Origin of the sequence: Kitasatospora sp. NPDC006697 (genome assembly GCF_042869935.1) — a bacterium.
Lineage (GTDB): Bacteria > Actinomycetota > Actinomycetes > Streptomycetales > Streptomycetaceae > Kitasatospora.
On sequence record NZ_JBIAGU010000004.1, the window covers coordinates 92528 to 115154 of the forward strand.

The 22627-nt window shown below is 74.0% G+C and carries 20 protein-coding genes; 8 read left to right on the top strand and 12 right to left on the bottom strand.

Features of this window, described 5'->3' with window-relative positions:
- Positions 1-70 precede the first annotated feature (70 nt).
- From ACFYNO_RS07495 to ACFYNO_RS07510, 4 genes are all read right to left on the bottom strand, one after another.
- On the bottom strand, positions 71-1477 hold the full coding sequence (locus ACFYNO_RS07495) for a hypothetical protein (RefSeq protein WP_388006814.1): 1407 nt from the start codon (positions 1475-1477) through the stop codon (positions 71-73).
- A complete protein-coding gene (locus ACFYNO_RS07500; protein WP_388006817.1) occupies positions 1474-2067 on the bottom strand; it encodes a DUF6114 domain-containing protein in 594 nt (197 codons plus the stop codon). The genes ACFYNO_RS07495 and ACFYNO_RS07500 overlap by 4 nt, the downstream gene beginning before the upstream one ends.
- 167 nt (positions 2068-2234) lie before the next feature.
- Positions 2235-2918 carry a DUF6230 family protein gene (locus ACFYNO_RS07505; RefSeq protein ID WP_388006820.1) on the bottom strand — a complete coding sequence of 228 codons (684 nt, stop codon included), beginning with the start codon at positions 2916-2918 and terminating at the stop codon, positions 2235-2237.
- A gap of 622 nt (positions 2919-3540) precedes the next feature.
- A complete protein-coding gene (locus tag ACFYNO_RS07510; RefSeq protein ID WP_388006823.1) occupies positions 3541-4536 on the bottom strand; it encodes a tetratricopeptide repeat protein in 996 nt (331 codons plus the stop codon).
- 340 nt (positions 4537-4876) lie between these two features.
- Between ACFYNO_RS07510 and ACFYNO_RS07515 the strand changes: the two genes are divergently transcribed.
- On the top strand, positions 4877-5491 hold the full coding sequence (locus ACFYNO_RS07515) for a TetR/AcrR family transcriptional regulator (RefSeq protein ID WP_388006826.1): 615 nt from the start codon (positions 4877-4879) through the stop codon (positions 5489-5491).
- A gap of 44 nt (positions 5492-5535) precedes the next feature.
- Here the strand turns inward: ACFYNO_RS07515 and ACFYNO_RS07520 are convergent, their stop codons facing one another.
- The 4 genes from ACFYNO_RS07520 to ACFYNO_RS07535 form a co-directional block, all read right to left on the bottom strand.
- Complete coding sequence (locus tag ACFYNO_RS07520; protein ID WP_388006829.1) at positions 5536-7236, bottom strand: methylmalonyl-CoA mutase; 1701 nt, start codon at positions 7234-7236, stop codon at positions 5536-5538.
- 175 nt (positions 7237-7411) lie between these two features.
- Positions 7412-7753: a DUF3817 domain-containing protein gene (locus tag ACFYNO_RS07525; protein ID WP_388006832.1), complete on the bottom strand. Its 342-nt coding sequence runs from the start codon at positions 7751-7753 to the stop codon at positions 7412-7414.
- Positions 7754-7803: 50 nt separating this feature from the next.
- Positions 7804-8343: a MarR family winged helix-turn-helix transcriptional regulator gene (locus tag ACFYNO_RS07530; protein ID WP_388006835.1), complete on the bottom strand. Its 540-nt coding sequence runs from the start codon at positions 8341-8343 to the stop codon at positions 7804-7806.
- 69 nt (positions 8344-8412) lie between these two features.
- Positions 8413-8727 carry a DUF3817 domain-containing protein gene (locus tag ACFYNO_RS07535; protein ID WP_388006838.1) on the bottom strand — a complete coding sequence of 105 codons (315 nt, stop codon included), beginning with the start codon at positions 8725-8727 and terminating at the stop codon, positions 8413-8415.
- A gap of 234 nt (positions 8728-8961) precedes the next feature.
- Between ACFYNO_RS07535 and ACFYNO_RS07540 the strand changes: the two genes are divergently transcribed.
- Together ACFYNO_RS07540 and ACFYNO_RS07545 are read left to right on the top strand one after the other, a co-directional pair.
- Positions 8962-9765 (top strand): DUF2127 domain-containing protein, encoded by an 804-nt coding sequence (locus ACFYNO_RS07540; protein WP_388006841.1) that lies wholly within the window; start codon positions 8962-8964, stop codon positions 9763-9765.
- Between the two features lie 68 nt (positions 9766-9833).
- Complete coding sequence (locus ACFYNO_RS07545; protein ID WP_388006844.1) at positions 9834-10352, top strand: MarR family winged helix-turn-helix transcriptional regulator; 519 nt, start codon at positions 9834-9836, stop codon at positions 10350-10352.
- Positions 10353-10406: 54 nt separating this feature from the next.
- Here the strand turns inward: ACFYNO_RS07545 and meaB are convergent, their stop codons facing one another.
- Both meaB and ACFYNO_RS07555 read right to left on the bottom strand, forming a co-directional pair.
- Positions 10407-11363 carry a methylmalonyl Co-A mutase-associated GTPase MeaB gene (gene meaB / locus ACFYNO_RS07550; RefSeq protein WP_388006847.1) on the bottom strand — a complete coding sequence of 319 codons (957 nt, stop codon included), beginning with the start codon at positions 11361-11363 and terminating at the stop codon, positions 10407-10409.
- Positions 11364-11386: 23 nt separating this feature from the next.
- The gene (locus ACFYNO_RS07555; protein ID WP_388006850.1) at positions 11387-12589 is read right to left on the bottom strand and encodes an acetyl-CoA C-acetyltransferase; all 1203 of its coding nucleotides are present in this window, start codon (positions 12587-12589) and stop codon (positions 11387-11389) included.
- 207 nt (positions 12590-12796) lie between these two features.
- Between ACFYNO_RS07555 and mce the strand changes: the two genes are divergently transcribed.
- The 3 genes from mce to ACFYNO_RS07570 all read left to right on the top strand — a co-directional run bounded on the left by mce (position 12797) and on the right by ACFYNO_RS07570 (position 19190).
- Entirely contained in the window at positions 12797-13234 is a 438-nt protein-coding gene (mce, locus tag ACFYNO_RS07560; protein WP_388006853.1) for a methylmalonyl-CoA epimerase, read from the top strand.
- Positions 13235-13601: 367 nt separating this feature from the next.
- Positions 13602-18155 (top strand): hypothetical protein, encoded by a 4554-nt coding sequence (locus tag ACFYNO_RS07565; protein WP_388006856.1) that lies wholly within the window; start codon positions 13602-13604, stop codon positions 18153-18155.
- 105 nt (positions 18156-18260) lie between these two features.
- Positions 18261-19190 (top strand): cellulose-binding protein, encoded by a 930-nt coding sequence (locus ACFYNO_RS07570; RefSeq protein ID WP_388006859.1) that lies wholly within the window; start codon positions 18261-18263, stop codon positions 19188-19190.
- A 69-nt stretch (positions 19191-19259) separates the two neighbouring features.
- On the opposite strand, the gene ACFYNO_RS07575 is transcribed toward ACFYNO_RS07570, so the two are convergent.
- Positions 19260-20054: an alpha/beta fold hydrolase gene (locus ACFYNO_RS07575; protein WP_388006862.1), complete on the bottom strand. Its 795-nt coding sequence runs from the start codon at positions 20052-20054 to the stop codon at positions 19260-19262.
- Between the two features lie 97 nt (positions 20055-20151).
- Here ACFYNO_RS07575 and ACFYNO_RS07580 point away from each other — a divergent pair, with 97 nt between their 5' ends.
- Positions 20152-21138: an ABC transporter ATP-binding protein gene (locus ACFYNO_RS07580; RefSeq protein ID WP_388006864.1), complete on the top strand. Its 987-nt coding sequence runs from the start codon at positions 20152-20154 to the stop codon at positions 21136-21138.
- Between the two features lies 1 nt (position 21139).
- Complete coding sequence (locus ACFYNO_RS07585; RefSeq protein WP_388006867.1) at positions 21140-21907, top strand: ABC transporter permease; 768 nt, start codon at positions 21140-21142, stop codon at positions 21905-21907.
- An 18-nt stretch (positions 21908-21925) separates the two neighbouring features.
- Here the strand turns inward: ACFYNO_RS07585 and ACFYNO_RS07590 are convergent, their stop codons facing one another.
- On the bottom strand, positions 21926-22246 hold the full coding sequence (locus ACFYNO_RS07590) for an ATP/GTP-binding protein (protein ID WP_388006870.1): 321 nt from the start codon (positions 22244-22246) through the stop codon (positions 21926-21928).
- Between the last annotated feature and the right edge of the window lie 381 nt (positions 22247-22627).

Sequence of the window (22627 nt, forward strand, 5' to 3'; positions counted from 1 at the left end):
GGTTCTCCCCCGTGAACACCGCCGTGCCCCGCCGGACGGCAGCCCGGCGGGGCACGGCGGTGACGAGCCGTCAGAGCCCGTCGTACGGGGTGGTGTCGTTGTACAGGTGCATGCCCGGGATGTGCAGGTCCCCGCCGAACTGGCCCGCCTGCACGGCCTTGACGCCGGTGAGCGCCATGTCGATCGGGATCGGGACGGCGCCGATCAGGTTGTACAGCCACTCCGGCAGGGTGTCCGGGGTGAGCGTGATGGCGCCCAGCGGCGGCAGCGGGATGCCGTAGAGCGAGGCCAGCTGGCCGCTCAGGCTCTCCACGTACATGGTGATCGGGCCGTTGCGCATCGTCGAGGTGGTGCCCGGGCCGCCCTTGACGTGCAGGGTCTGGGCCGGGGTGGAGCCGGTCGCGGTGTTCTCGATGGTCGACATGTCGAGGTTGTCGATGTCCACCGAGGAGACGGTGAACTTGAGCACCCGGTAGGTCCGGGTCGGGCTGTGCACCTCGTAGACGCCGCCGAAGACCGCGCCGTAGAGCGAGAGCTTGGTGGTGTGCAGGGTCCAGCTCTGATCCGGCACCACCTGGCCGCCCAGCGTGCCCGCGGCGGCCACGTTGCTGGTGTCCACCGGGCAGAGGGGGCGGGTGTCGCCGTTGGCCAGCGCCGAGGCGACGGCGGAGGGCGAGACCGGCACGGGGCTCGCGCTCGTGCTCGCGCTGGAGCTCGGCGAGGCGCTGGCGCTGGCGGAGGCACTGGCGCTGGCGCTCGCACCGGCGCTGCTGCTCGGGCTCGCCGAGGCGCTGCCGCTCGCGGTGGGCGCGGCGGTGGCACTGGGTGCCACCGGCTCGGCGGTCGCACCGGCGCTCGGCGCACTGCTCGCGCCGGGGGCGGACGCCGCCGGGCTCGCGCTCGCGGACGCCGAGGGGGCGGCCTGGGTGGCCGCCCGCGGCGCGGCGCCGGCCGCCGAGGGGCTCGGGGTGGCGCTGGGGCTCGGGCTCGTCGAGGCGTCCTGGTGGTGGGGGTCGAAGATCCCCACGATGCCGCCCACGATGGTGCCGATCAGGCCCTGGCCCTGCGTCTGGCCCGGGTCCACCGCGGCGGCCTGGCGCACCACGGCACCGGTGACGGCGGCGGCAGCCTGCTGCGACGAGACCCCGGAGGGCGGCGGCGGCGCGATGAAGGTCGCGCTGACCGCGCTGCCGGTGCCGTGCGCTGCGGCGTTGGTGGGCGCGGGCAGCGGCGTCAGCCGGCTCTTCGGCACCGGGGTCACGGTGGTCGGCGCCGGGGTGCAGGCAGCCCCGCCGGCGGCCGCGGCGTGGGCCAGCTCGGGCACCACGCTGGAGGCCATCAGCAGCGCGGTGGGAACCGCGGCGGCGGCCAGCAGCCGGGCCCGGTGGCGGCCGCGCTGCCGCGGGGCGGCGTGCCGGCCGGAACCGGTGTGCGGGGCGGGCAGCGGCTGCCCGCCTTGCTCGGCCTCGGCGCTCACTCGTCCGCCCCCGACTGCTCGGCGGCGGCGGGGACCTCGGCCGGCTGCTCGGCCGGCTCGGCGGCGGCCTGCTGCGGCAGCTGTCCGTTGCGCTCGGCCCACTGGGCGGCCAGCTGGTTCTCGACCGGTCGGCGGAAGACCGCCTGCTCGGCCTCCTGCTCGGCCTTGGCGTTCAGCTGGTCGGCCGTCAGCGGGGTCCAGGCACAGAGCAGGCCGCCCGCGATCAGGCCCGGGATCAGGCCGAGCAGGAAGCCGCCCAGGTTGGAGACCGGGATGGAGATCAGCGTGAGGATGGTGACGCCGACCCCGCAGAAGATCCGGCTGGCCGGCTGGTACCAGGCCGAGATGCCCAGCACCATCAGCAGCACGCCGATGACCAGCGAGCCCGCGCCCGCGGTGGTGGACATCGCCACCGTCAGGCTGCCCAGCTTCATGTGGGCGTACGGGAAGTAGAGGATCGGCACACCCGCGATCACGGCCAGCAGCCCGCCCCAGAACGGCCGGGAGCGTCGCCAGTTGGTGAAGCGGGTGGCAAGCGGGACGGACCGGTCCGCCTCCTCGGGCGGAAGGCCGGCGGTTGCGGTGGTCACGATGGAACTCCTCGCGGATCTGTCCGAGGTGAAGGCTCTGGGTGTGGGGCGAGGGGACGGCCGGCCGGCCGCCCCCTCCCCCGCTGGGCCGTCAGCGACGGCCCCGCTCCGTTCCGTCCGGTGCCGCCCGGCACTGTGACCGGGTCGGGCGGACCGTCAAGGACGGATCAGTAGCACTCGTTGGCGCCCTGGGAGACGGCCAGGTTCAGGCCGGGCAGCTTGAAGGTGCCGGCCGAGGTGGCCCACGCCTCCTGCTTGACGCCGTGCAGCTCGGCCTTCGGGGCGGCCTGGGCGAAGCCCTGCGCACCGGTCGGCAGGCCGCCGCCCTTGATGTCCTTGAAGCCCTGGGCCGCGGTGCCCGGCAGGGTCGAGGCGTCCTGCCCGATGCTGATCGAGTGGAAGGTCGCGTCGGCCTGCAGCTGGTCCATGTCGAGCAGCAGGTTGCTGGCCTGGACCTGGCCCGGGTCGGTGGACGCGTCGTAGGCGCCCTGGTCGTCGGTCGAGTTCTGCTCGGCGGCGGTGCCGGCGTGCAGCTGCAGGGTCCACTTGCCGAGCGGGCCGAGGTCGGTGACCACGGACTGGCACAGGTTGTGGATGGTGGCCTTGTCGAAGGCCGAGACCGCGATCACGTGCGGCTTGCCGTCGGCGGAGACGTCGACGCTGCCGAACTGGGAGAAGTTGCTCCCCCGCAGGTGGTCGGCGGTGACCTTGAAGCTCTGACCGGAGACGCTGAACGAGGCGGCCAGTGCGCTCTGCGCGATGCTGACGCCGATACCGGCGGTGGCGACCACGCTGGGCACCATCACGAGGGCGAAGCGCTTCCAGCGGGTCTTGCCATAAGTCTTGGACATGCGTGTCCTCCTTCTCGGACGTACATCTCCGGCCGGCCGGAAGGTCCGGCCGGGGATGGGAGAAGAGCTACGTCCTCGGTGGCGACGAGCACCGGCGCCGGGCTGTGAGCCGGCCTCCGGTGTTCAACCCCCCGAGCGACAACCAGACGGCCGCACGGGGTCGCGCGACCGGATGAGGACAGGAACCGCGGTGGGACGCGGACACCCCCCTGCCCTCTCAACCGTCGGTGGGGGCCGGCGGTCACCCGGTGGGGATCCCGCACTCCGGGTGTCCGGCAGACTGCCGGGGGATGAAGTGAGGGACCGGGCGTGGCCGATCGTGCTGGAATCCCGGCCGAAGCACAAGAGGTTCCTTACTGACGGGTAATCCAACACCTTGGCGCAATGATCATGGCGCATTCATGACATCGACACAGCGTGACGAAATCCCCGTGCCACCTCGGAGAAATCTGCTGGAAACGGGAAGGAAACACCCGTGCACGGTCACCCGAGGTGACCGTGCACGGGACGTATCAAGATTTGATAAACCCTTGGCGGGTTCACCCGGTTGTGGCGCCGCCTAGGGCGACACCGCAGGTCATCCCCCGTGCCACCAACGGCACTCGGGGTCGCCGGCCGACCGTCAGAAGAGCACTCGGGCCAGCGCGCCGCGGGCCGCCACCACTCGCGGGTCCTCCGGGCCGATCACCTCGAACAGCTCCAGCAGCCGCAGCCGGGCGGCGTCCCGGTCGGCGCCGGCGGTGCGGCCCACCACGTCCACCAGCCGACCGAACGCGTCCTCGACGTGACCGCCCACCAGGTCCAGGTCTGCCGCGTCCAGTTGGGCGCCGACATCGGCCGGGTGCTGCGCGGCCGCGGTGCGCACGGCGGCGGCGTCGAAGCCCTCCACCCGGTGTAGCAGCTCGGCCTGGGCCAGGCCCAGCTTGGCCTCGGCGTTGCCCGGGTTCTCGGCCAGCACGTCCTGGTAGGCCTGCACCGCGCCGGCCAGGTCGCCGCGGTCCAGCGCGTCGTGCGCCGCGTTCAGCGCCGGGTCGCCCGGCGCGGCCGGGGCCGCGGGGGCCTCGCCCTCGGCGGGGGCCCCGCCGCCCTGCAGGCCGGTGATGCCGAACCGCTGCTCGGCCACCGCGATCAGCTGGTCCAGCACCTTGCGGACGTTGGCCTCGTTCTCGGCGCCCTGGAAGAGCGGCACCAGCTGGCCGGCCACCACCGCGAGCACCGCGGGGATGCCCTGGATGCCGAACTGCTGGGCGATCAGCGGGTTGGCGTCGACGTCGATCTTGGCGAGCACGATCCGGCCGGCGTACTCCTCGGCCAAGCGCTCCAGGATCGGGCTGAGCTGCTTGCAGGGGCCGCACCACTCGGCCCAGAAGTCGATCACCACCGGCACCTCGGTGGAGCGCTGGACGACCTCGTCCTCGAAGGTCTCCTCGGTGACGTCGATCACCAGCGGCTGGGCGAGGGCGGGAGCTCCCTCCGCACCGGCGGCGGCGGCCTGCCGGGCGCGCTCGGCGCGGGCCTGCTCGGCCTTCTGCGCGGCCTCCCCGGCCGCCTTCACCGCTGCGAGGTCCACCGCGCCGCGCAGGGCGGCGCTGTTCAGATGCGTGTTCCGTGGCTGCATGGCACCATCCTCCCCCGTCCGCGCCGGTGCCGGGCGCCATCCGCGCGAAAGTCCTGCGGATACCCCCGGTAGCAAGAGCCTTCGTGCGCGGATCCCCATCCGCGCTGCCGCGCCCGCCCCTCCCACGGGACCGGCGCGTGGTTGCCGCTCTATTCGCTACAGGTCGTAGCGTATCTGCCCCCGCCCCGGTCGGCGCAAGCCCCGCCTATCACGTACCGACGTGACCTGCCCCACTTTCCGCTACGACTTCCGCCGCTCGGCCCGGGGCCGCTACCGTGGCAGTCCCCGGACAAGCTACTGGTGAGTATCGACTCCGCCCCCATCCCCAAGGAGGCCCCCGGTGGCCACCCCCTCCCGCGCCAAGGGCCGCCCGCGCAGCGCCGCCGCCGACCTGGCGATCCTCGACGCCACCCGCGCGGCGCTGGCCGACCTGGGCTGGGGCGGTCTGACCATGGGCGACGTGGCGGTCCGCGCCGGGGTCGCCAAGACCACCCTGTACCGGCGCTGGCCCTCCAAGAACGAGCTGGTGGTGGACGCGGTGGCGAGCCTCTTCGACCGGCTGGTGGTGGCCGACCGGGGCAGCCTGCAGGCCGACATCGAGGACGTGGTCACCCAGTTCGCCGAGCTGCTGGCCCGCCCGGAGAGCCAGGCCGCGCTGCTCGCGCTCTTCGCCGAGGGCAGCCGGGACCCGCAGCTGCGCCGCCGGATCCGCGAGCACATCGTCGATCCGCAGAAGCGCCTGGTGCACGAGGGCCTGGCCAACGCGGTGGCCCGCGGCGAGATCCCGGCCGACGGCGACCCGCAGCACCGGGCCGAGGAGATCGACATCATCTTCGACACCATCGCCGGCGCCGTGGAGCACCGGATGCTGGTGATAGGCGAGCCGGCCGACCCGGACTGGATCCGCCGGTTCACCACCCTGCTGCTCGCGCCCGGGCTGGCCCAGAGCTGCTGAGGGCCGGGACGGCGGCTGCCGTCCCGGCCCTCGGGGAGTTCGGTTCAGAAGCCGGCCGGCTCCCGGTAGACGCCCCACTCCGCGCGCAGCGCGTTGCAGATCTCGCCCAGGGTGGCCTCGGCCCGCACCGCGTCCAGCATCGCCGGGATCATGTTCGAGCCGTCCCGCGCGGCCGCCAGCATGGCGTCCAGGCCGGCCCGCACCGCGGCCTCGTCACGGGCCGCCCGGCGCTCGCCGAGGACCCGCACCTGCTCGCGCTCCACCTCGTGGCTGACCCGCAGGATCTCCAGCTCCGGGGTGACCGACTTCGGGAAGCAGTTGACCCCGACCACCCGCTTCTCGCCCTTCTCCACCTTCTGCTGGTACTGGAAGGCGGCCTCGGCGATCTCGCCGGTGAACCAGCCGTCCTCGATCCCGCGCAGGATGCCGGCCGTCATCGGGCCGATCGGGTGCTCGGCGCCGCCGGTGGCCAGCTGCCCCTTCTCCAGGATCCTGGCGAAGATCTCCTCGGCCTGCGCCTCGATCCGGTCGGTCAGCGCCTCCACGTACCAGGAGCCGCCCAGCGGGTCGGCCACGTTGGCCACCCCGGTCTCCTCCATCAGCACCTGCTGGGTGCGCAGCGCGATCTCGGCGGCCTGCTCGCTGGGCAGCGCCAGGGTCTCGTCCAGCGCGTTGGTGTGCAGCGAGTTGGTGCCGCCGAGCACCGCGGAGAGCGCCTCCACGGCGGTGCGCACCACGTTGTTGTAGGGCTGCTGGGCGGTCAGCGAGACCCCGGCGGTCTGGGTGTGGAAGCGCAGCCACTGCGCCTTGTCGGTCTTGGCGCCGTACCGCTCGCGCAGCCAGCGGGCCCAGATCCGGCGGGCCGCGCGGAACTTGGCGATCTCCTCGAAGAAGTCAAGGTGGGCGTCGAAGAAGAAGGAGAGGCCGGGCGCGAAGACGTCCACGTCCAGGCCGCGGGAGAGGCCCAGCTCGACGTAGGCGAAGCCGTCGGCCAGCGTGTAGGCCAGCTCCTGGGCGGCCGTGGCCCCGGCCTCCCGGATGTGGTAGCCGGAGACCGAGAGCGGCTTGTAGGCGGGGATGCCCTCGGCGCAGTACTCCATCAGGTCGCCGATCAGGCGCAGGTGCGGCTCGGGCGAGAAGAGCCACTCCTTCTGCGCGATGTACTCCTTGAAGATGTCGGTCTGCAGGGTGCCGTTGAGCACCCCCGGGTCGACACCCTGGCGCTCGGCGGCCACCAGGTACATGCAGAAGATCGGCACGGCCGGGCCGCTGATCGTCATCGAGGTGGTGACCTCGCCGAGCGGGATGGAGTCGAACAGCACCTCCATGTCGGCGGCCGAGTCGATCGCCACCCCGCAGTGGCCGACCTCGCCGAGCGACTTGGCCTCGTCCGAGTCGTAGCCCATCAGGGTGGGCATGTCGAAGGCGACCGAGAGGCCGCCGCCGCCCGCCTCCAGGATCATCTTGTAGCGCTCATTGGTCTGCCGGGCGTTGCCGAAGCCGGCGAACTGGCGGATGGTCCAGGTCCGGCCGCGGTAGCCGGTGGGGTGCAGGCCGCGGGTGTACGGGTACTCGCCCGGCCAGCCGATCCGCTCGAACCCCTCGTACGGCTGACCCGCGGGCGGGCCGTAGACCGGCGCCACCTCGTCGCCGGAGAGGGTGGTGAAGTCGGCCTCGCGCTTGCGGGCCCGGTCGTAGCGCTGCTGCCAGCGCTGCCTGCCGCGCTCGATCTCCTCGGCGTCCATGGGCTCCGCTCCGGTGGGGGGTGGACCCGCCGGTCGGGCGGGTCGGCGATAGTAGGACGTCCTGGAAATTTACTCGGACGTCCTACTACTTGTCGATGCCCATCGGCTCCGTGTCCCCGGGAACGCGCAGAGCCCCCGCCGGGGCGGGGGCTCTGCGGGTGGTGCGAGGGGGCCGTCAGGCGCCGACCGGCTGCTCGGCGGGCGCGGCGGCGGCGCCGGCCGCGGCGGCCTCGCGGACCACCCGGCGCTCGGCGAGGAACGAGGCGAACGGGATGCAGCCCGCGGCCAGCGTGAAGACCAGCCGGCCGAGCGGCCAGCGCAGCTTCTGGCCGAGCAGGAAGGTCACCACGAAGTACCCGATGTAGAGATAGCCGTGCAGCATCGCGACGTACATGGTGACGTCCTTGGCGGTGTCGAACCCGTACTTCGCGATCATGAACCCGCAGAAGATCAGCAGCGCGCAGCCGGTGGCGATCGCCAGCGCCCGATACCAGGCGAGCAGGGGGGTGGGCTTCATCAGGACGCAGCTTTCACTGGACAAGGGGCTTCGGTAGAGGGTAACCGCCCTTACGGGGCCGCCTCGCCGGGGGCCTCGGCGGGTGCCTCGGCGAAGTCGCCGGCCGCCACCCGCAGCGGCTTGAGCAGCTCGAACACCTGTCGGCACTGCTCGTCGTCGTAGCTCTCCAGACCGAACTCGATCGCCATCAGCTCCCGGGTGGCCGCCTCCACCACCTCACGCCCGCGCCGGGTGATCGCGGCCAGCACGCCCCGCCCGTCCAGCGGGTTGGGCCGCCGGGAGACCAGGCCCGCGCCCTCCAGCCGGTCGACCGTGTTGGTCACGCTGGTCGGGTGCACCATCAGCCGCTCGCCGATCTTGGAGAGCGAGAGCTCACCGGTGCGGCTGAAGGTGAGCAGCACCAGCGCCTCGTACCGGGCGAAGGTCAGCCCGTACGGCTTGACCACGGCGTCGACCCGGGCCAGCAGGATCTGGTGGGCGCGCATCACCGAGGTGATCGCCGCCATCGCGGGCACCTGCCCCCAGCGGCGGGCCCACAGCTCGTCGGCACGGGCGATCGGGTCGAAGTCGAGGGCGAGGGGTTTGGCCACGCCCCACACCGTACCGGCGGTCGGCCCGGGCTCCCCCGGGTCGACCGAATGGTGGGACCACGAAAGGGATCAGGCCGTCTGCGGGACGGCCGCCCGGCCGCGCTCCTCGCGGGCCAGCATCCGCTCGGCGAAGAAGCCGCCGGTCGGGACGATCGAGAGCACGAAGAGCAGCAGCGCGCGCTTGGCCGGCCAGCCGTTCTTCTGCCAGGCCAGGCCCAGGAAGGCGACGTAGGCGATGAAGAGCAGGCCGTGCACCATGCCCATCACCGGCACGGCGTCGAAGCTGGTGGTCCGCTTCAGCACCGAGCAGACCAGCAGGAGTATGAAGGACAGGCCTTCCGGGCCGGAGACGAGGCGCAGGCGGTGCGCGGCGCTGTTCTGCATGACGGGGTGACACCTCACGGTTCGGCGGGGCGCTTGTGAACGGGGGCACAAGCTGTCGCCCATTATCAGCCGCCACCCCCGCCGCCCGGCCGCCGGGGCCCCTCCCGGTGGGCAAGCTCACACCGGCGCGCAGCGGGCCGCCGCCGTCGGAGCCGCTCGCTATAGTGCTGCGGCACGAAAGTCTGACGGTCCGACAGGGGAGGCCGGCAGCTGCTACAGGGGGAGCCGACCGGCATGTTCAAGCGCGACTGGAACCGGCGCAGCTGCGCCAAGCGCGGCCACATCACCTACGCGCCCGCCGAACCCGAGTTCCGCGAGCGGCTGCACGCCGCCACCGCGATGGGCGACGCCTGGCGCTGCCTGCGCTGCGGCGACTTCGCCCTGGGCGCGCCGCACGGCTCCGGCCCGGCCGCCGACGCGCCGCTGGTGCCGCGCGGCAAGGCGCTGCGGGAGCTGTTCGTGCTGCGCTTCCTGGCCGCCGAGCGGATCCTGCGGGCGGTGATCGGCCTGCTGGCCGCCTGGGCGGTCTGGAAGTTCGCGAACAGCCAGGACGCGGTGCGCGACCTCTTCGAGCACGATCTGACCACCCTCAAGCCGGTCGCGGACCACTTCCACTACGACCTGGAGCACGCCTCCGTGGTGGACAGCATCCGCAAGACCTTCGACTACCGGAAGAGCACCCTGGGCCTGGTCGCCGCGGGCGTGGCGCTCTACTCGCTGATCGAGGGCGTGGAGGGCGTCGGGCTCTGGCTGAACAAGCGCTGGGCGGAGTACCTGGCGGTGGTCGCCACCGGTGTGTTCCTGATCCCCGAGGGGTACGAGCTGAGCCACCACGCCACCGCGCTGAAGATCGCGACCACCGCGCTCAACGCCCTGGCCGTGCTCTGGATCCTGCTCTCCAAGCGGCTCTTCGGGCTGCGCGGCGGCTTCGCGGCCTTCGAGGCCGAGCGGCACTCGGCCTCCCTGCTGGAGGTCGAGACGATGGCGGCGCCGGCGCCCGCCGCGGCCCCCGCTCCGGCGCGCGGGACGGCCGTCTGAGCAGCGGCGCGGCGATGGGCGCGCTCCCAGTAGTAGAAAATTGAACAACCGAGGGTAGAATTCCTGGTATGGACACGCAGACCAGCACCGAACCGGCCGGGCTCGCGGCCGCTCCCGCGGAGGACGACGCCCCCTGGCTGACCGCCCGTGAACAGCGCCTGTGGCGTGCCCACCTGGAGGTCAGCAAGCTGCTGGAGTACCAGCTCAGCCGCGAGCTGGGCCAGCACGACCTGGCGATCAACGACTACGAGATCCTGGTGGTGCTCTCCGAGTCGCCCGAGCGGCGGATGCGGATGACCGACCTGGCGGCCGCCACGCTGCAGTCCAAGAGCCGGCTCAGCCACCAGATCACCCGGATGGAGTCGGCCGGCCTGGTGCTGCGCCAGGAGTGCCCCGGCGACCGCCGCGGCCTCTACGCCCACCTCACCGAGCACGGCTGGGAGCTGCTGCGCAAGGTCGCCCCGGACCACGTCCGCAGCGTCCGGGCGCACTTCGTCGACCGGCTGGACGAGGCCCAGCTGGACGCCATGTACGAGGCGCTGGCCCCGATCGCCGAGCACCTGCGCGGGCTGCGCGGCAAGCTCTGAGCACCTGAGGCGGGCCCCTGACCGGTGGTCAGGGGCCCGCCTCAGGCGTCACTCCTACCGGTCGGTCAGCCCGGCCACCAGCTCGTCGGCCGCCCCGTACGGGTCCAGCCGGCCGGCCGCCACCTGCTCGGCCAGCGCGTCCAGGTGCCGGTCGCCGCGCAGGTCGCCGATCCGGGCCCGCAGCCGGGCCAGCGCGATCGCCTCGACCTCCTGGGCCGCCCGGCGGCGCCGGCGGGCCGCCAGCTCGCCGTGCTCCTCCAGCCAGGCGCGGTGCTTCTCCAGCGCCTCGACCACCTCGTCCACGCCCTCGCCGCGGGCCGCCACCGTCTTCACGATCGGCGGGCGCCAGTCCCCCGGCTGCCGGGCCTCGCCGAGGCCGAGCATGTGGCTCAGCTCCCGGGCGGTGGCGTCCGCGCCGTCCCGGTCGGCCTTGTTGACCACGAAGAGGTCGCCGATCTCCAGGATCCCGGCCTTGGCCGCCTGGATGCCGTCGCCCATCCCGGGCGCCAGCAGCACCATCGTGGTGTCCGCCTGCGCGGCCACCTCGACCTCGGACTGGCCGACCCCGACGGTCTCCACCAGGATCACCTCGCAGCCGGCCGCGTCCAGCACCCGCAGCGCCTGCGGCGCGGCCCAGGAGAGCCCGCCCAGGTGCCCGCGGGTGGCCATCGAGCGGATGAACACGTCCGGGTCGGTGGCGTGGTCCTGCATCCGCACCCGGTCGCCCAGCAGCGCCCCGCCGGAGAACGGCGAGGACGGGTCCACCGCCAGCACCCCGACCCGCTTGCCGAGCCTGCGGTAGGCCGAGACCAGGGCCGAGGTGGAGGTGGACTTGCCCACCCCGGGCGAGCCGGTCAGGCCCACCGTGTAGGCCCGGCCGGTGTGCGGAGCCAGCGCCGCCATCGCCTCGCGCAGCTGCGGGGCGGCGTTCTCGACCAGCGAGATCAGCCGCGCCACCGCGCGCGGACGGCCCGCGCGGGCCTGCTCGACCAGGGTGGGCACATCGATCATCGGACGGACTCCTCGCTGCGGTCTCAGGCCTTGGGCACCCGGATGATCAGGGCGTCGCCCTGACCGCCGCCGCCGCACAGCGCGGCCGCGCCGATGCCGCCGCCGCGCCGGCCCAGCTCGAGCGCCAGGTGCAGCACCACCCGGGCGCCGGACATGCCGATCGGGTGGCCGAGCGCGATCGCGCCGCCGTTGACGTTGACGATGTCGTGGCTGACGCCCAGGTCCTTGGCGGACTGGTAGGCGACCGCGGCGAACGCCTCGTTGATCTCGATCAGGTCCACGTCGGCGACCTCGATGCCCTCCTTGGCCACCGCCTGCTTGATCGCGTTGGACGGCTGGGACTGCAGCGAGTTGTCCGGGCCGGCCACGTTGCCGTGCGCGCCGATCTCGGCGATCCAGCTCAGGCCCAGCTCCTCGGCCTTGGCCTTGCTCATCACGACCACCGCGGCGGCGCCGTCGGAGATCTGCGAGGAGGTGCCGGCGGTGATCGTGCCGTCCTTGGTGAAGGCGGGGCGCAGCTTGGCCAGGCCCTCCGCGGTGGTGTCGGCGCGGATGCCCTCGTCCAGGCTGAACAGCACCGGGTCACCCTTGCGCTGCGGGATCTCGACCGGCACGATCTCGGCCTCGAAGACGCCGTTCTTCTGCGCGGCGGCGGCCCGCTGGTGCGAGCGGGCGGCGATCTCGTCCTGCGCCTCGCGCGGGATGCCCAGCCGGGTGTTGTGCTTCTCGGTGGACTCGCCCATCGGGATGTTCTCCCACGGGTCGGTCAGGCCGTCGTAGGCCATCGCGTCGAGCATGCCGATCGCGCCGTACTTGAAGCCCTCGCGGGACTTCGGCAGCAGGTGCGGGGCGTTGGTCATCGACTCCTGGCCGCCGGCCACCACGATGTCGAACTCGCCGGCCCGGATCAGCTGGTCGGCCAGCGCGATGGCGTCCAGGCCGGAGAGGCAGACCTTGTTGATGGTCAGGGCGGGCACCGTCATCGGGATGCCGGCGGCCACGGCGGCCTGGCGGGCCGGGATCTGGCCGGCCCCGGCCTGCAGCACCTGGCCCATGATCACGTACTGCACCTGCTCGCCGGCCACCCCGGCCCGCCCCAGCGCGGCCTTGATGGCGACGCCGCCGAGCTGGGCGCCGGTGAAGTTCTTGAGCGAGCCGAGCAGCCGGCCCATCGGGGTGCGGGCGCCCGCGACGATCACGGACGTGGTTGCGGAAGCGGTAGGCATGGCACGAGCCCCTTCGCACGTTGGCCATCGGGTCCGTCCGGGCCGGAGCACGGCGAGGAGCCCGGGGAGAGGGATGACGCCCAATCTACTGACACGTAACCCGGCCGTCACCGAGGCCGCGGTGTGATCAGGCTCGCACGCGGTGCGGGACGCCCGGGGTGGGACACTGCGGGCAGCCGCGCCGCTCACCCGTCAAGGAGGATTCCCGTGTTGACCCGGATCGACCACATCGGCATCGCCTGTTTCGACCTCGACCGGACGGTCGAGTTCTACCGCGCCACCTACGGCTTCGAGGTCTTCCACACCGAGGTCAACGAGGAGCAGGGCGTCCGCGAGGCGATGCTCAAGATCAACGAGACCTCGGACGGCGGTGCCTCCTACCTCCAGCTGCTGGAGCCGACCCGGGAGGACTCCGCGGTCGGCAAGTGGCTCGCCAAGAACGGCGAGGGCGTGCACCACATCGCCTTCGGCACCGCGGACGTCGACGCGGATTCCGAGGCGATCCGCGACAAGGGCGTCCGGGTGCTCTACGAGCAGCCCCGGATCGGCTCGATGGGCTCCCGGATCACCTTCCTGCACCCGAAGGACTGCCACGGCGTGCTGACCGAGCTGGTGACCTCGGCCGAGCAGCCCGCGGAGCACTGAGCGGAGCCCCCGGAAGGACCGGCCGGTCGGCTCCGACCGGCCGGTAACCTGGCAAAGGCTCCCCCTCGACGGTTACAGCTTTGCTTTCGCCCACTACACTGCCCAGGGTCGTAGGGGAGTCCATCACCAGGGCACGGCTGAACGGTCGCTCGTCGGATCTGTCACCATTCTCCACAAGGCAAGAGTTCGCCCAGGAGTCCACCCGGTCGGCGGAGCGCGGTCCGCCGCGCGCCCGACCGGCACCCGACTCCGACCGTGACCGTCCGAACCGGTCGCGGATGCAAGGACCGGTGCGGCCGGCCCCGCCGGGGACGGTGGTGGGCCGCAGCGGTCGAGGACGCGACCAGGAGATGGATGGGACCGCGCAGTGCGGGGCAACGACCGCTACGAGGTTGATGATCACCTCTCCCAGTTCGAGGCCGAGATGGAGCGGCTTCGCAAGGAGCGGGACAAGACCGCCGAGCATGCCGAGGACCTCGCCTACCAGGTGGAGGTGCTGCGGGCCAAGCTGCACGAATCCCGCCGCCAGCTCGCCCAGCCGCGCGCCTTCGACGCCGTCTCCGGCCAGGCCGAGCAGCTTCTGCGCACCGCCGAGATGCAGGCGGAGGCGCTGCGCGCCGACGCCGAGCGCCAGCTGCGCGAGTCCCAGGCCGCCACCCAGCGGATCATGGCCGAGGCCGCCGAGCGGACCGCCCGGCTGGAGGCCGAGCTGGTCGCCCGCCGCCGCCAGCTCGAGGAAGAGCTGGTCGAGCTGCGCCGGGCCGCCGAGCAGCACGTCAACGAGAACGTCAACTGGGCCGAGCAGACCCGGGCCGGCACCGAGCAGGAGGCCCAGCGCCTGCTGCAGGAGGCCCGCGCCGAGGCCGAGCGGATGGTCGCCGCGGCCCGCGCCGAGGCCGCCGCCGTCTCCGACCAGGCCCGCGCACACGCCGCCGCCGACCTGGACGCCGCCCGCGGCGAGGCCCAGGCCGCCGCCGAGGCCGCGCTGCTGCGCGCCCAGAGCGACGCCGAGCGGCTGCTCCGGGCCGCCAGCGAGCAGGCCGAGCAGGCCAACGCCGAGACCGCCGCCCAGCGCGAGGCCGCCGCCACCGAGGCCCAGCAGCAGCTGGCCGGCGCCCAGGCCGCCGTGGAGGCCCAGCTGGCCGACGCCGAGGCGCAGATCAGCCGGCTCAAGGCCGAGGCGGTGCGCGACCGCGAACAGGCCGAGGAGGCCGCCGCCCGGGCCGCCGCCGAGATCGAGCGGCTGCGCGAGCAGGCCAGGGCCGAGGCCGAGCGGGCCCGCCAGGAGGCCGCCGAACTGCGCGAGCAGGCCACCCGGGCCGCCGAGCAGCTCCGTGCCGAGGCCGAGTTCGCGGCCGAGCGGCGGGTGGCGGACGGCGAGGCCGCCAGCGAGCAGCGCTCCAAGACCGCCAAGGCCGAGGTGGCCCGGATGGTCGCCAGGGCCACCGAGGAGGCCGACCGGGTCAAGGCCGAGGCCGCCGAGATGCTGGCCCGGGCGCAGACCGCGCAGGCCGAGGCGGACGCCGCCAAGGCCGCCGCCGACGACGAGAACGACCGGCTGCGCACCGCTGCCGAATCGGTCGCCCAGCAGCTGCGCTCGGAGGCCGAGGCGGCCATCGCCGAGCAGCGCGCCGCCGCCCACGCGGAGTCCGCCGAGCTGCGCGCCCAGGCCGAGGCGGCCGCCGAGGCGATCCGCGCCGACGCCCGCGAGCAGGGCCGCGCGGAGGGCGCCAAGGACGCCACCGTGCACCTGGCCAAGGCCGCCAAGAGCGCCGAGGAGGCGCTGGCCCGGGCCGCCCAGGACGCCGAGGCCACCCGGGCCGAGGCCACCGCCGAGGCCGAGCGGATCCGCACCGAGGCCGCGGCCGAGGCCGAGCGGCTGCGCGAGCAGGCCCAGGCCGCCGTGGAGCAGGCGCAGAACGCCGCGCTGGACGACGCCGCCGACATCCGTGCCCGGGTCGAGGCGATGCAGGACGAGGCCGCCCGGCTGCGGGCCGAGGCCGAGGAGCTGCGCGCCCAGGCCGCCGCCGAGGCCGAGCGGACCCGCGGCGAGGCCCGCCGGCAGGCCGTGGCCCAGATAGAGGACTCCGCCCGGACCGCCGAGGAGCTGCTCACCAAGGCCAAGGCCGACTCCGACGAGCTGCGCGAGGGCGCCGCCGCCGAGGTGGCCCGGATGCGCGCCGAGGCCACCGAGCAGGTCGGCCAGAAGCAGGCCCGGGCACAGCAGATGCTGGACCGGGCCCGGGCCGAGGCCGAGAAGGCGGTGGCCGCCGCCGCCCAGCAGGGCAAGGACGCGCTGGCCGCGGCCAAGGCCGCGGCGGCCGAGAACCGGGCCGCCGCCGAGCGGGAGACCGCCGAGCTGCGCAAGGCCGCCGCCGACTACGACGAGCGGATCCGCTCGACCGCCGACGAGCGGGCCGCCGCCCTGCAGCAGGCCGCCCAGCAGGCGGCCGAGGAGCGCGAGGGGCAGGCCCGCGCCGAGGCGGAGCGGCTGGTCGCGGAGGCCGAGGCCACCGCCAACGCGCTGCGCGAGGAGAGCCGGCGGGCCGCCGAGGAGGCGTCCGTCGCGCTGGACCGCGAGCGCGCGGAGACCGCGGCCGCGCTGACCGCCGCCCAGCAGCTGCGCGAGCGGACCGAGGCGGCCGCCCAGCAGACCGTGGCCGAGGCCGAGCAGGCCCGGCAGGAGGCCGAGACCGCGGCCCGGCAGATCCGCGAGCAGGCCGACACCGCGGCCCGGGAGATCCACGAGCAGGCCGAGACGGCCGCCGCCGAACTGCGCGAGCGCACCACCGCGGAGCTGTCCGGGCTGACCGAGCGCACCCGGGCCGAGCTCGCCGAGCTGCGCGAGGCCGCCGAGGCGGCCGCCGCGGAGCTGCGCGAGCGCGCCACCGCCGAGACCGCTGAGCTGCGCGAGCGCACCGCGACCGAGGCCGCCGCCGAGCGGGCCGCCGCCGAGCGCGAGGCCGCGGTGCTGCGCGGCGACGCGCAGGCCGCCGCCGAGGCGATGCGGGCGCAGGCCGCGCAGACCCTGGAGCAGGCCGGCGCCGCCGCCGAGCAGGAGCGCGCGCAGGCCGCGGCAGACGCCGCCGAACTGCGCGCCGAGATCGCCGAGGCGCTGGAGCAGGCCCGGCTGGAGGCCGCGGGGGCGACCGCCGCCGCGACCGCCCGGGCCGCCGAGCTGGTCGCCGCCGCCGAGGACGAGGCCGCCGCCGTGCGCCAGTCGGTGGCCGGGCTGCACGAGCGGGCGGCCCAGCAGGTGGCCGAGCTGACCGAGCAGGCCGAGCGGGCCGCCGCCGAGCTCACCGAGCAGGCCGAGGCGGCCGCCGCCGAACTGCACGAGCGCACCGCCGCCGAGCTCACCGAGCTGCGCGGCACCGCCGAGCGGGAGACCACCGAGCTGCGCGAGCGCACCGCCGCCGAGACCGCCGCCGAGCGGGCCGCGGCGGAGCGCGAGGCGGCCCGGATCGCCACCGAGGCCGAGGTCTACAGCGAGCAGCTGCGCACCGAGGCGGACACCTTGCGGGCCGAGGCCGAGCAGTACGCCGTCCAGCTGCGCGCCGACTCCGACGCGCTGGCCCAGCAGACCCTGGCGGAGGCCGAGGCGCTGGCCCAGCAGGGCCTCGCCGAGGCCGAGGCGCTGGCCCAGCGCACGGTGGCCGAGGCCGAGGAGCGCTCCGCCGCCCTGGTCGCCGACGCCGAGCAGTACGCGGCCCGGCTGCGCGCCGAGGCGGACGAGTTCGCCGGCGCCACCCGGACCCTGGCCGAGGAGTACGACGCCACCACCCGGGCCAACGCGGACGCCTACGACCGCACCGTCCGGGAGCAGGCCGAGCAGTACGATTCGGCGACCCGGGCGCAGGCCACCACCGTGCTGGAGAAGGCCTTCGCCGATGCCGAGTCGCTGGGCGAGGAGGCGCAGTCCACCGCGCTGGCCACCACCGCGGCCGCCGAGGAACAGGCCGACGCGATGGTGGCCGCGGCCCGCAAGGAGGCCGACCGGCTGGTCCAGGCCGGCGAGGCGGCCGGCCAGGCCGAGGTCGAGCGCTCCCGGGCGGACGCCGACGCGGTGCTCTCCGAGGCCCGCCGGGACGCGACCGCGATCCGGGAGCGCGCCGAGGAGCTGCGCGAGCGCACCGAGGCCGAGATCGAGGCCCTGCACGAGCGCTCCCGCAAGGAGAACGCGCAGGCCATGAAGTCGGCCGGCGAGCGGGTGGACGCCCTGGTGACGGCGGCTCAGGAGCAGCTGACCGAGGCCGAGGAGCAGGCGGTGGCCACCGTCGCGGAGGCGGAGGAGCGGGCCGCGGGCCTGGTCGCCGCCGCCGAGGAGCGGGCCGCCGAACTCACCTCCGAGGCCTCCGCCGAGGCCTCCAAGGTGCGGATCGCCGCGGTCCGCAAGGCCGAGGGCCTGCTGAAGGAGGCCGAGCAGAAGCTGGCCGACTCCACCGCCAAGGCGGAGCGGCTGGCGGCCGAGGCGGAGCAGAGGCTGGCCGAGGCCCGGGACAGCGCCGAGGAGCAGCTGGAGGCCGCCGCCGAGGAGGCCGGCAAGCGGCTGCGGTCGGCCGAGGAGGCCGCCGCGGAGCAGCTGCGGCTGGCCGAGGAGGAGGCCGACCGGGTGCAGTCGGCGGCCCGCGCCGAGGCCAAGCGGGTGACCGACGAGGGCCGCCGGGAGCTGGACGAGCTGGTCCGGCGACGCAAGGACATCAACACCGAGATCTCCCGGGTACAGGACGTGCTGTCGGCGCTGGAGGCCTTCGAGGCCCCCTCGCCGGTGCAGCAGGCCGCCGCCCGGGAGGCCGCAGCCGCGCAGGAGAGCAACGGCCGAAAGGGCGGTGGCGGAGCCAACGGGGGATCAAAGGCGGGCGCAGGAGTGGGCGCCCCCCGATCGGGTGGCGGCAGGTCCGAGAGGACACCACCCGATTGAGCGGACATTGTCCGTCAGCCATAGGCTTCTCGCCTACGACACTCCGGTACCGTGTCAGGATTCCCTCAACCACCTCATTGGTTTGACGACAGGAAGCCCAACCCCATGAGCGACAGTCACTCCCCTCACGGCTTCGACCTGGTGCGCCGTGGGTACGAGCGCGCCCAGGTCGACGAGCGGATCACCAAGCTGGTGGCCGACCGTGACAGCGCGTTGGCTCGGATCTCCGCCCTGGAGAAGCGGATCGAGGAGCTCCACCTGGAGACGCAGACCGCCCAGGCCGCGGTGGTCGAGTCGGAGCCCTCCTACGCCGGTCTCGGCGCCCGGGTCGAGAAGATCCTGCGGCTGGCCGAGGAGGAGGCCAAGGACCTGCGTGAGGAGGCGCACCGCGCCGCCGAGCAGCACCGCGAGCTGGCCGAGGCGGCCGCCCAGCAGGTCCGCACCGAGGCGGAGAACTACGCCAAGGACCGCAAGGCCAAGGCCGAGGACGAGGGTCTGCGGATCGTCGAGAAGGCCAAGAGCGACAGCGCCCAGCTGCGCGCCGAGGCCAACAAGGACGCCCAGAACAAGCGCGAGGAGGCGGACGCCCTCTTCGAGGAGACCCGCACCAAGGCCGCCCAGGCCGCGCTGGAGTTCGAGACCAACCTGGCCAAGCGCCGCGAGCAGTCCGAGCGCGACCTGGCGGCCCGTCAGGCCAAGGCCGAGAAGCGGCTGGCCGAGATCGAGCACCGGGCCGAGCAGCTGCGCCTGGAGGCCGAGAAGCTGCGCACCGACGCCGAGCGCCGGGCCCGCCAGACGGTGGAGACCGCGCAGCGCCAGGCCGAGGACATCGTGGCCGACGCCAACGCCAAGGCCGACCGGATCCGCAGCGAATCCGAGCGCGAGCTGGCGGCGCTGACCAACCGCCGCGACTCGATCAACGCCCAGCTGACCAACGTCCGCGAGATGCTGGCCACGCTGACCGGTGCCGCCGTCGCCGCCGCCTCGGTGCCGACCGACGACACCCTGGGCGTGCCGGCGCAGCAGTCCCGCTGACCCGTCGCCCGAAGGCCCCGATCCGCTCCGGCGGGTCGGGGCCTTCGCGCTCTCCGGGCTGACGGGCCGTTACGGGCCGACCCGGGCGAGCAGTTCCCGGACCGCCGCGTCGAAGGTCTCCGGGGCCTCCAGCGAACTGAGGTGGCCGACCGAGGGGATGACGGTCAGTTCGGCGTCCGGCAGCAGATCGGCCATCAGCTGGGCCTCGGCCACCGGGGTGAGCGCGTCGTGCTCCCCCACCACCACGGCGGCCGGCACCCGCAGCCCGGCCAGCACCTCCAGCGACTCCTCCCGGGCCGCCATCGCCCGCTGCGCCCAGCTGACCGCGCCGGGCGCCGCCTTGGCGATCATCGAGCGCACGTCGGCGACCAGTTCCGGCCGGGTCGCGGGGCCGAGCAGCCCGTCCTCGATCTTCTCGTCCACCAGCAGCTGCACGCTGCCGCGGGCCTGTACGGCGTCGGCGACCCGCAGCCGGTTGGCCCGGGCCGGCTCGGTGTCCAGGGTGGCCTTGGTGTCGGCCAGCAGCACCCCGCGCAGCCGGTCCGGGTGGCGGCGGGCGAAGGCCATGGTGACGTAGCCGCCCATGGAGAGGCCGCCGACCACCGCCCGGTCGATCCCCAGGCCGTCCAGCAGCCGGGCCAGGTCGTCCGCCACCAGGTCCAGCGAGGGGGCGTCGGTGCCGAGTTCGGCCGCGCCGAAGCCGCGCTGGTCGGGGGTGATCACCCGGGCCCGGTCGCCGGCCGGGCCGGGCAGCCGCTCCAGCTGGCAGGCCCACATCCGGGCGGACAGCGGGTAGGCGTGGAGCAGGACGAGCGGGGTGCCGGTGCCGTTCTCGTGGGCACCCGGCGCACTGGGGAGCGTCATGCGGCCACCGTAGGCCGCCGGGCGCTCCGACACGCCCGAGCCTCACGGGCCTTTGAGTCCGAATTGTCATACTGTGATCCCACATGAGGGAGAGCACATGATCGAGCTGCACGACCTGACGAAACGTTACGGCGACAAGATCGCGGTGGACGGACTGAACTTCCAGGTGCGCCCGGGCGTGATCACCGGCTTCCTCGGCCCCAACGGCGCCGGCAAGTCCACCACCATGCGGCTGATCCTCGACCTGGACCGGCCCAGCAGCGGCCGGGTCACCATCGACGGCAAGGGCTACGGCCACCTCAACGAGCCGCTGAAGTACATCGGCGCCCTGCTGGAGGCCTCCGCCGTGCACCCCGGCCGGACCGCCTACCACCACCTGCTCTGGCTGGCCCAGAGCAACCGCGTCCCGGACCGCCGGGTCGACGAGGTGCTGGCCCTGGTCGGCCTCACCGAGGTGGCCGGCAAGCGGGCCCGCGGCTTCTCCCTCGGCATGCGCCAGCGGCTCGGCATCGCCTCCGCACTGCTCGGCGACCCGGAGATCCTGATGTTCGACGAGCCGGTCAACGGGCTCGACCCCGAGGGCATCCTCTGGATCCGCAACCTGATGAAGCGGCTGGCCGCCGAGGGCCGCACGGTCTTCGTCTCCTCCCACCTGATGAGCGAGATGGCGCTGACCGCCGACCACCTGGTGGTGATCGGCCGCGGCCGGCTGCTGGCCGACCTGCCGATGGCCGAGTTCATCGCCCGCAACTCCCGCTCCTCGGTCCGGCTGCGCACCCCGCACCCCGAGCAGCTGCTGGACGCGCTCGCGAGGCGGTCCATCGCCGTCGAGCCCGGCCCCGAGGGCTCCTACGAGGTGCCCGGCGGCGACCCGGCGGTGCTCGGCGAGCTGGCCGCCGGCCACGGCATCACCCTGCACGAGCTGAGCCCGCAGCGCGCCTCGCTGGAGGAGGCCTTCATGCGGATGACCGCGGACGCCGTGGAGTACCACGCCGGATCGCAGGAGAACGGGACCCGCGACGCGGCGGGCGCCCCGGGCGCTTGGGGCGCCGGCTGGCAGGGCGAGCAGAAGGGCGCGAACTGAGATGGGGACCTTCCCCGCGATCCTGCGGTCCGAGTGGACCAAGATCCGCAGCGTCCGGTCCACGGTGTGGACCCTGCTGCTCTCCTTCCTGGTGACGGCCGCGCTGGGCGCCCTGCTCTCGCTGCTCACCAAGAACAACTTCGAGGACTTCCGCAAGGGCGCCACCACCCCGTTCGACGCCACCGCGACCAGCTTCTCCGGGATCATGCTCGGCGAGATCGCGATGATCGTCTTCGGCGTGCTGGCGGTCGGCAACGAGTACAGCAGCGGCATGATCCGGGTCTCGCTGGCCGCCGTGCCGCAGCGCGGCACCCTGCTCACCGCCAAGGCCGTGGTGATCGGGGCGCTCTCGCTGCTGGTCTCGCTGGTGACGGCCTTCGTCACCTTCTTCCTCGGCCAGGCGCTGCTCGGCGGCCACCACACCACGCTGGGCTCCGAGCACGTGCTGCGCGCGGTGCTGGGCGCCGCCGTCTACCTGACCCTGATCTGCCTCTTCTCGGCGGGCGTCACCGCGATGCTGCACAACCAGACGCTCGCGCTGGGCGTGCTGGTGCCGTTCTTCTTCCTGCTCTCGCCGATCCTCTCGGCGGTGCCCAAGGTGAAGAACGTGGCGCACTACTTCCCGGACTTCGCCGGGCGGCAGATGCTCACCGTCTTCCCGGAGCCCAGCGTGCCCTACGGCTGGTGGGCCGGCTTCGGCATCTGCGCCGCCTGGACGCTGGCCGCGCTGGCCGGCGGGGCGCTGGTGCTCAAGCGGCGGGACGCCTGAGCACCCGCTGACGCCGGCTCAGTACCTCGGCGCACCACGGCCGCGCTGGACGTCCGTGGTGCGCCGCTCGCGTGCGCCCCAGCAGGCCCGGTGCCAGTGCCGCCGGTCGTCCACCCCCGCGCCGCGGTCCGGCCAGGCCACCACGTGGCCCACCCCCGGCGGGATCTCCTGGTCGCAGCCCGGGCAGCGGTAGAACCGGCCGGACGAGCCGGCCACCGTCTGCACGATCCAGTCCTCGCCCCCGTAGTGCTCGACCCGGCGCAGCGAACTGCCCAGGGGCGTGGGAGTCTCGCTCCGGCTGTCGTCGAAGCCACCGGTCCGGTTGCGGCGGGGAGACACCTGTTCACCTCTCAGGGGGGCACGGCCTTGCAGTGGTTCCAGGGTACGGGGCCACCCAGCGCGACCGCCCGGCCACCGGCGGTGCCGGCCGCGCCCGTCGCGGGCACTATCACGGATCACATCCGCCCCACCGGCTTTTCCGGGGAATCCACCCCTTCCCCGGGGAAAACGGCCGTTCCCGGTGCCAATGGCACATGACATGGGTTACTCACAAGGGGAAGAGCGGGGCGCACGGCCTGCGCGCACCCCGAGGAGGGCTATCCGTGACCCAGATCCGCGCCGACATCCCCACGGCACTCCCGCGACCGGGCGCCGGGCTCCCCGACCTCCCGGACGCCGCCCGCCCGGCCGGCGAACTCCCGCCGGCCCCGGCCGCCGAGC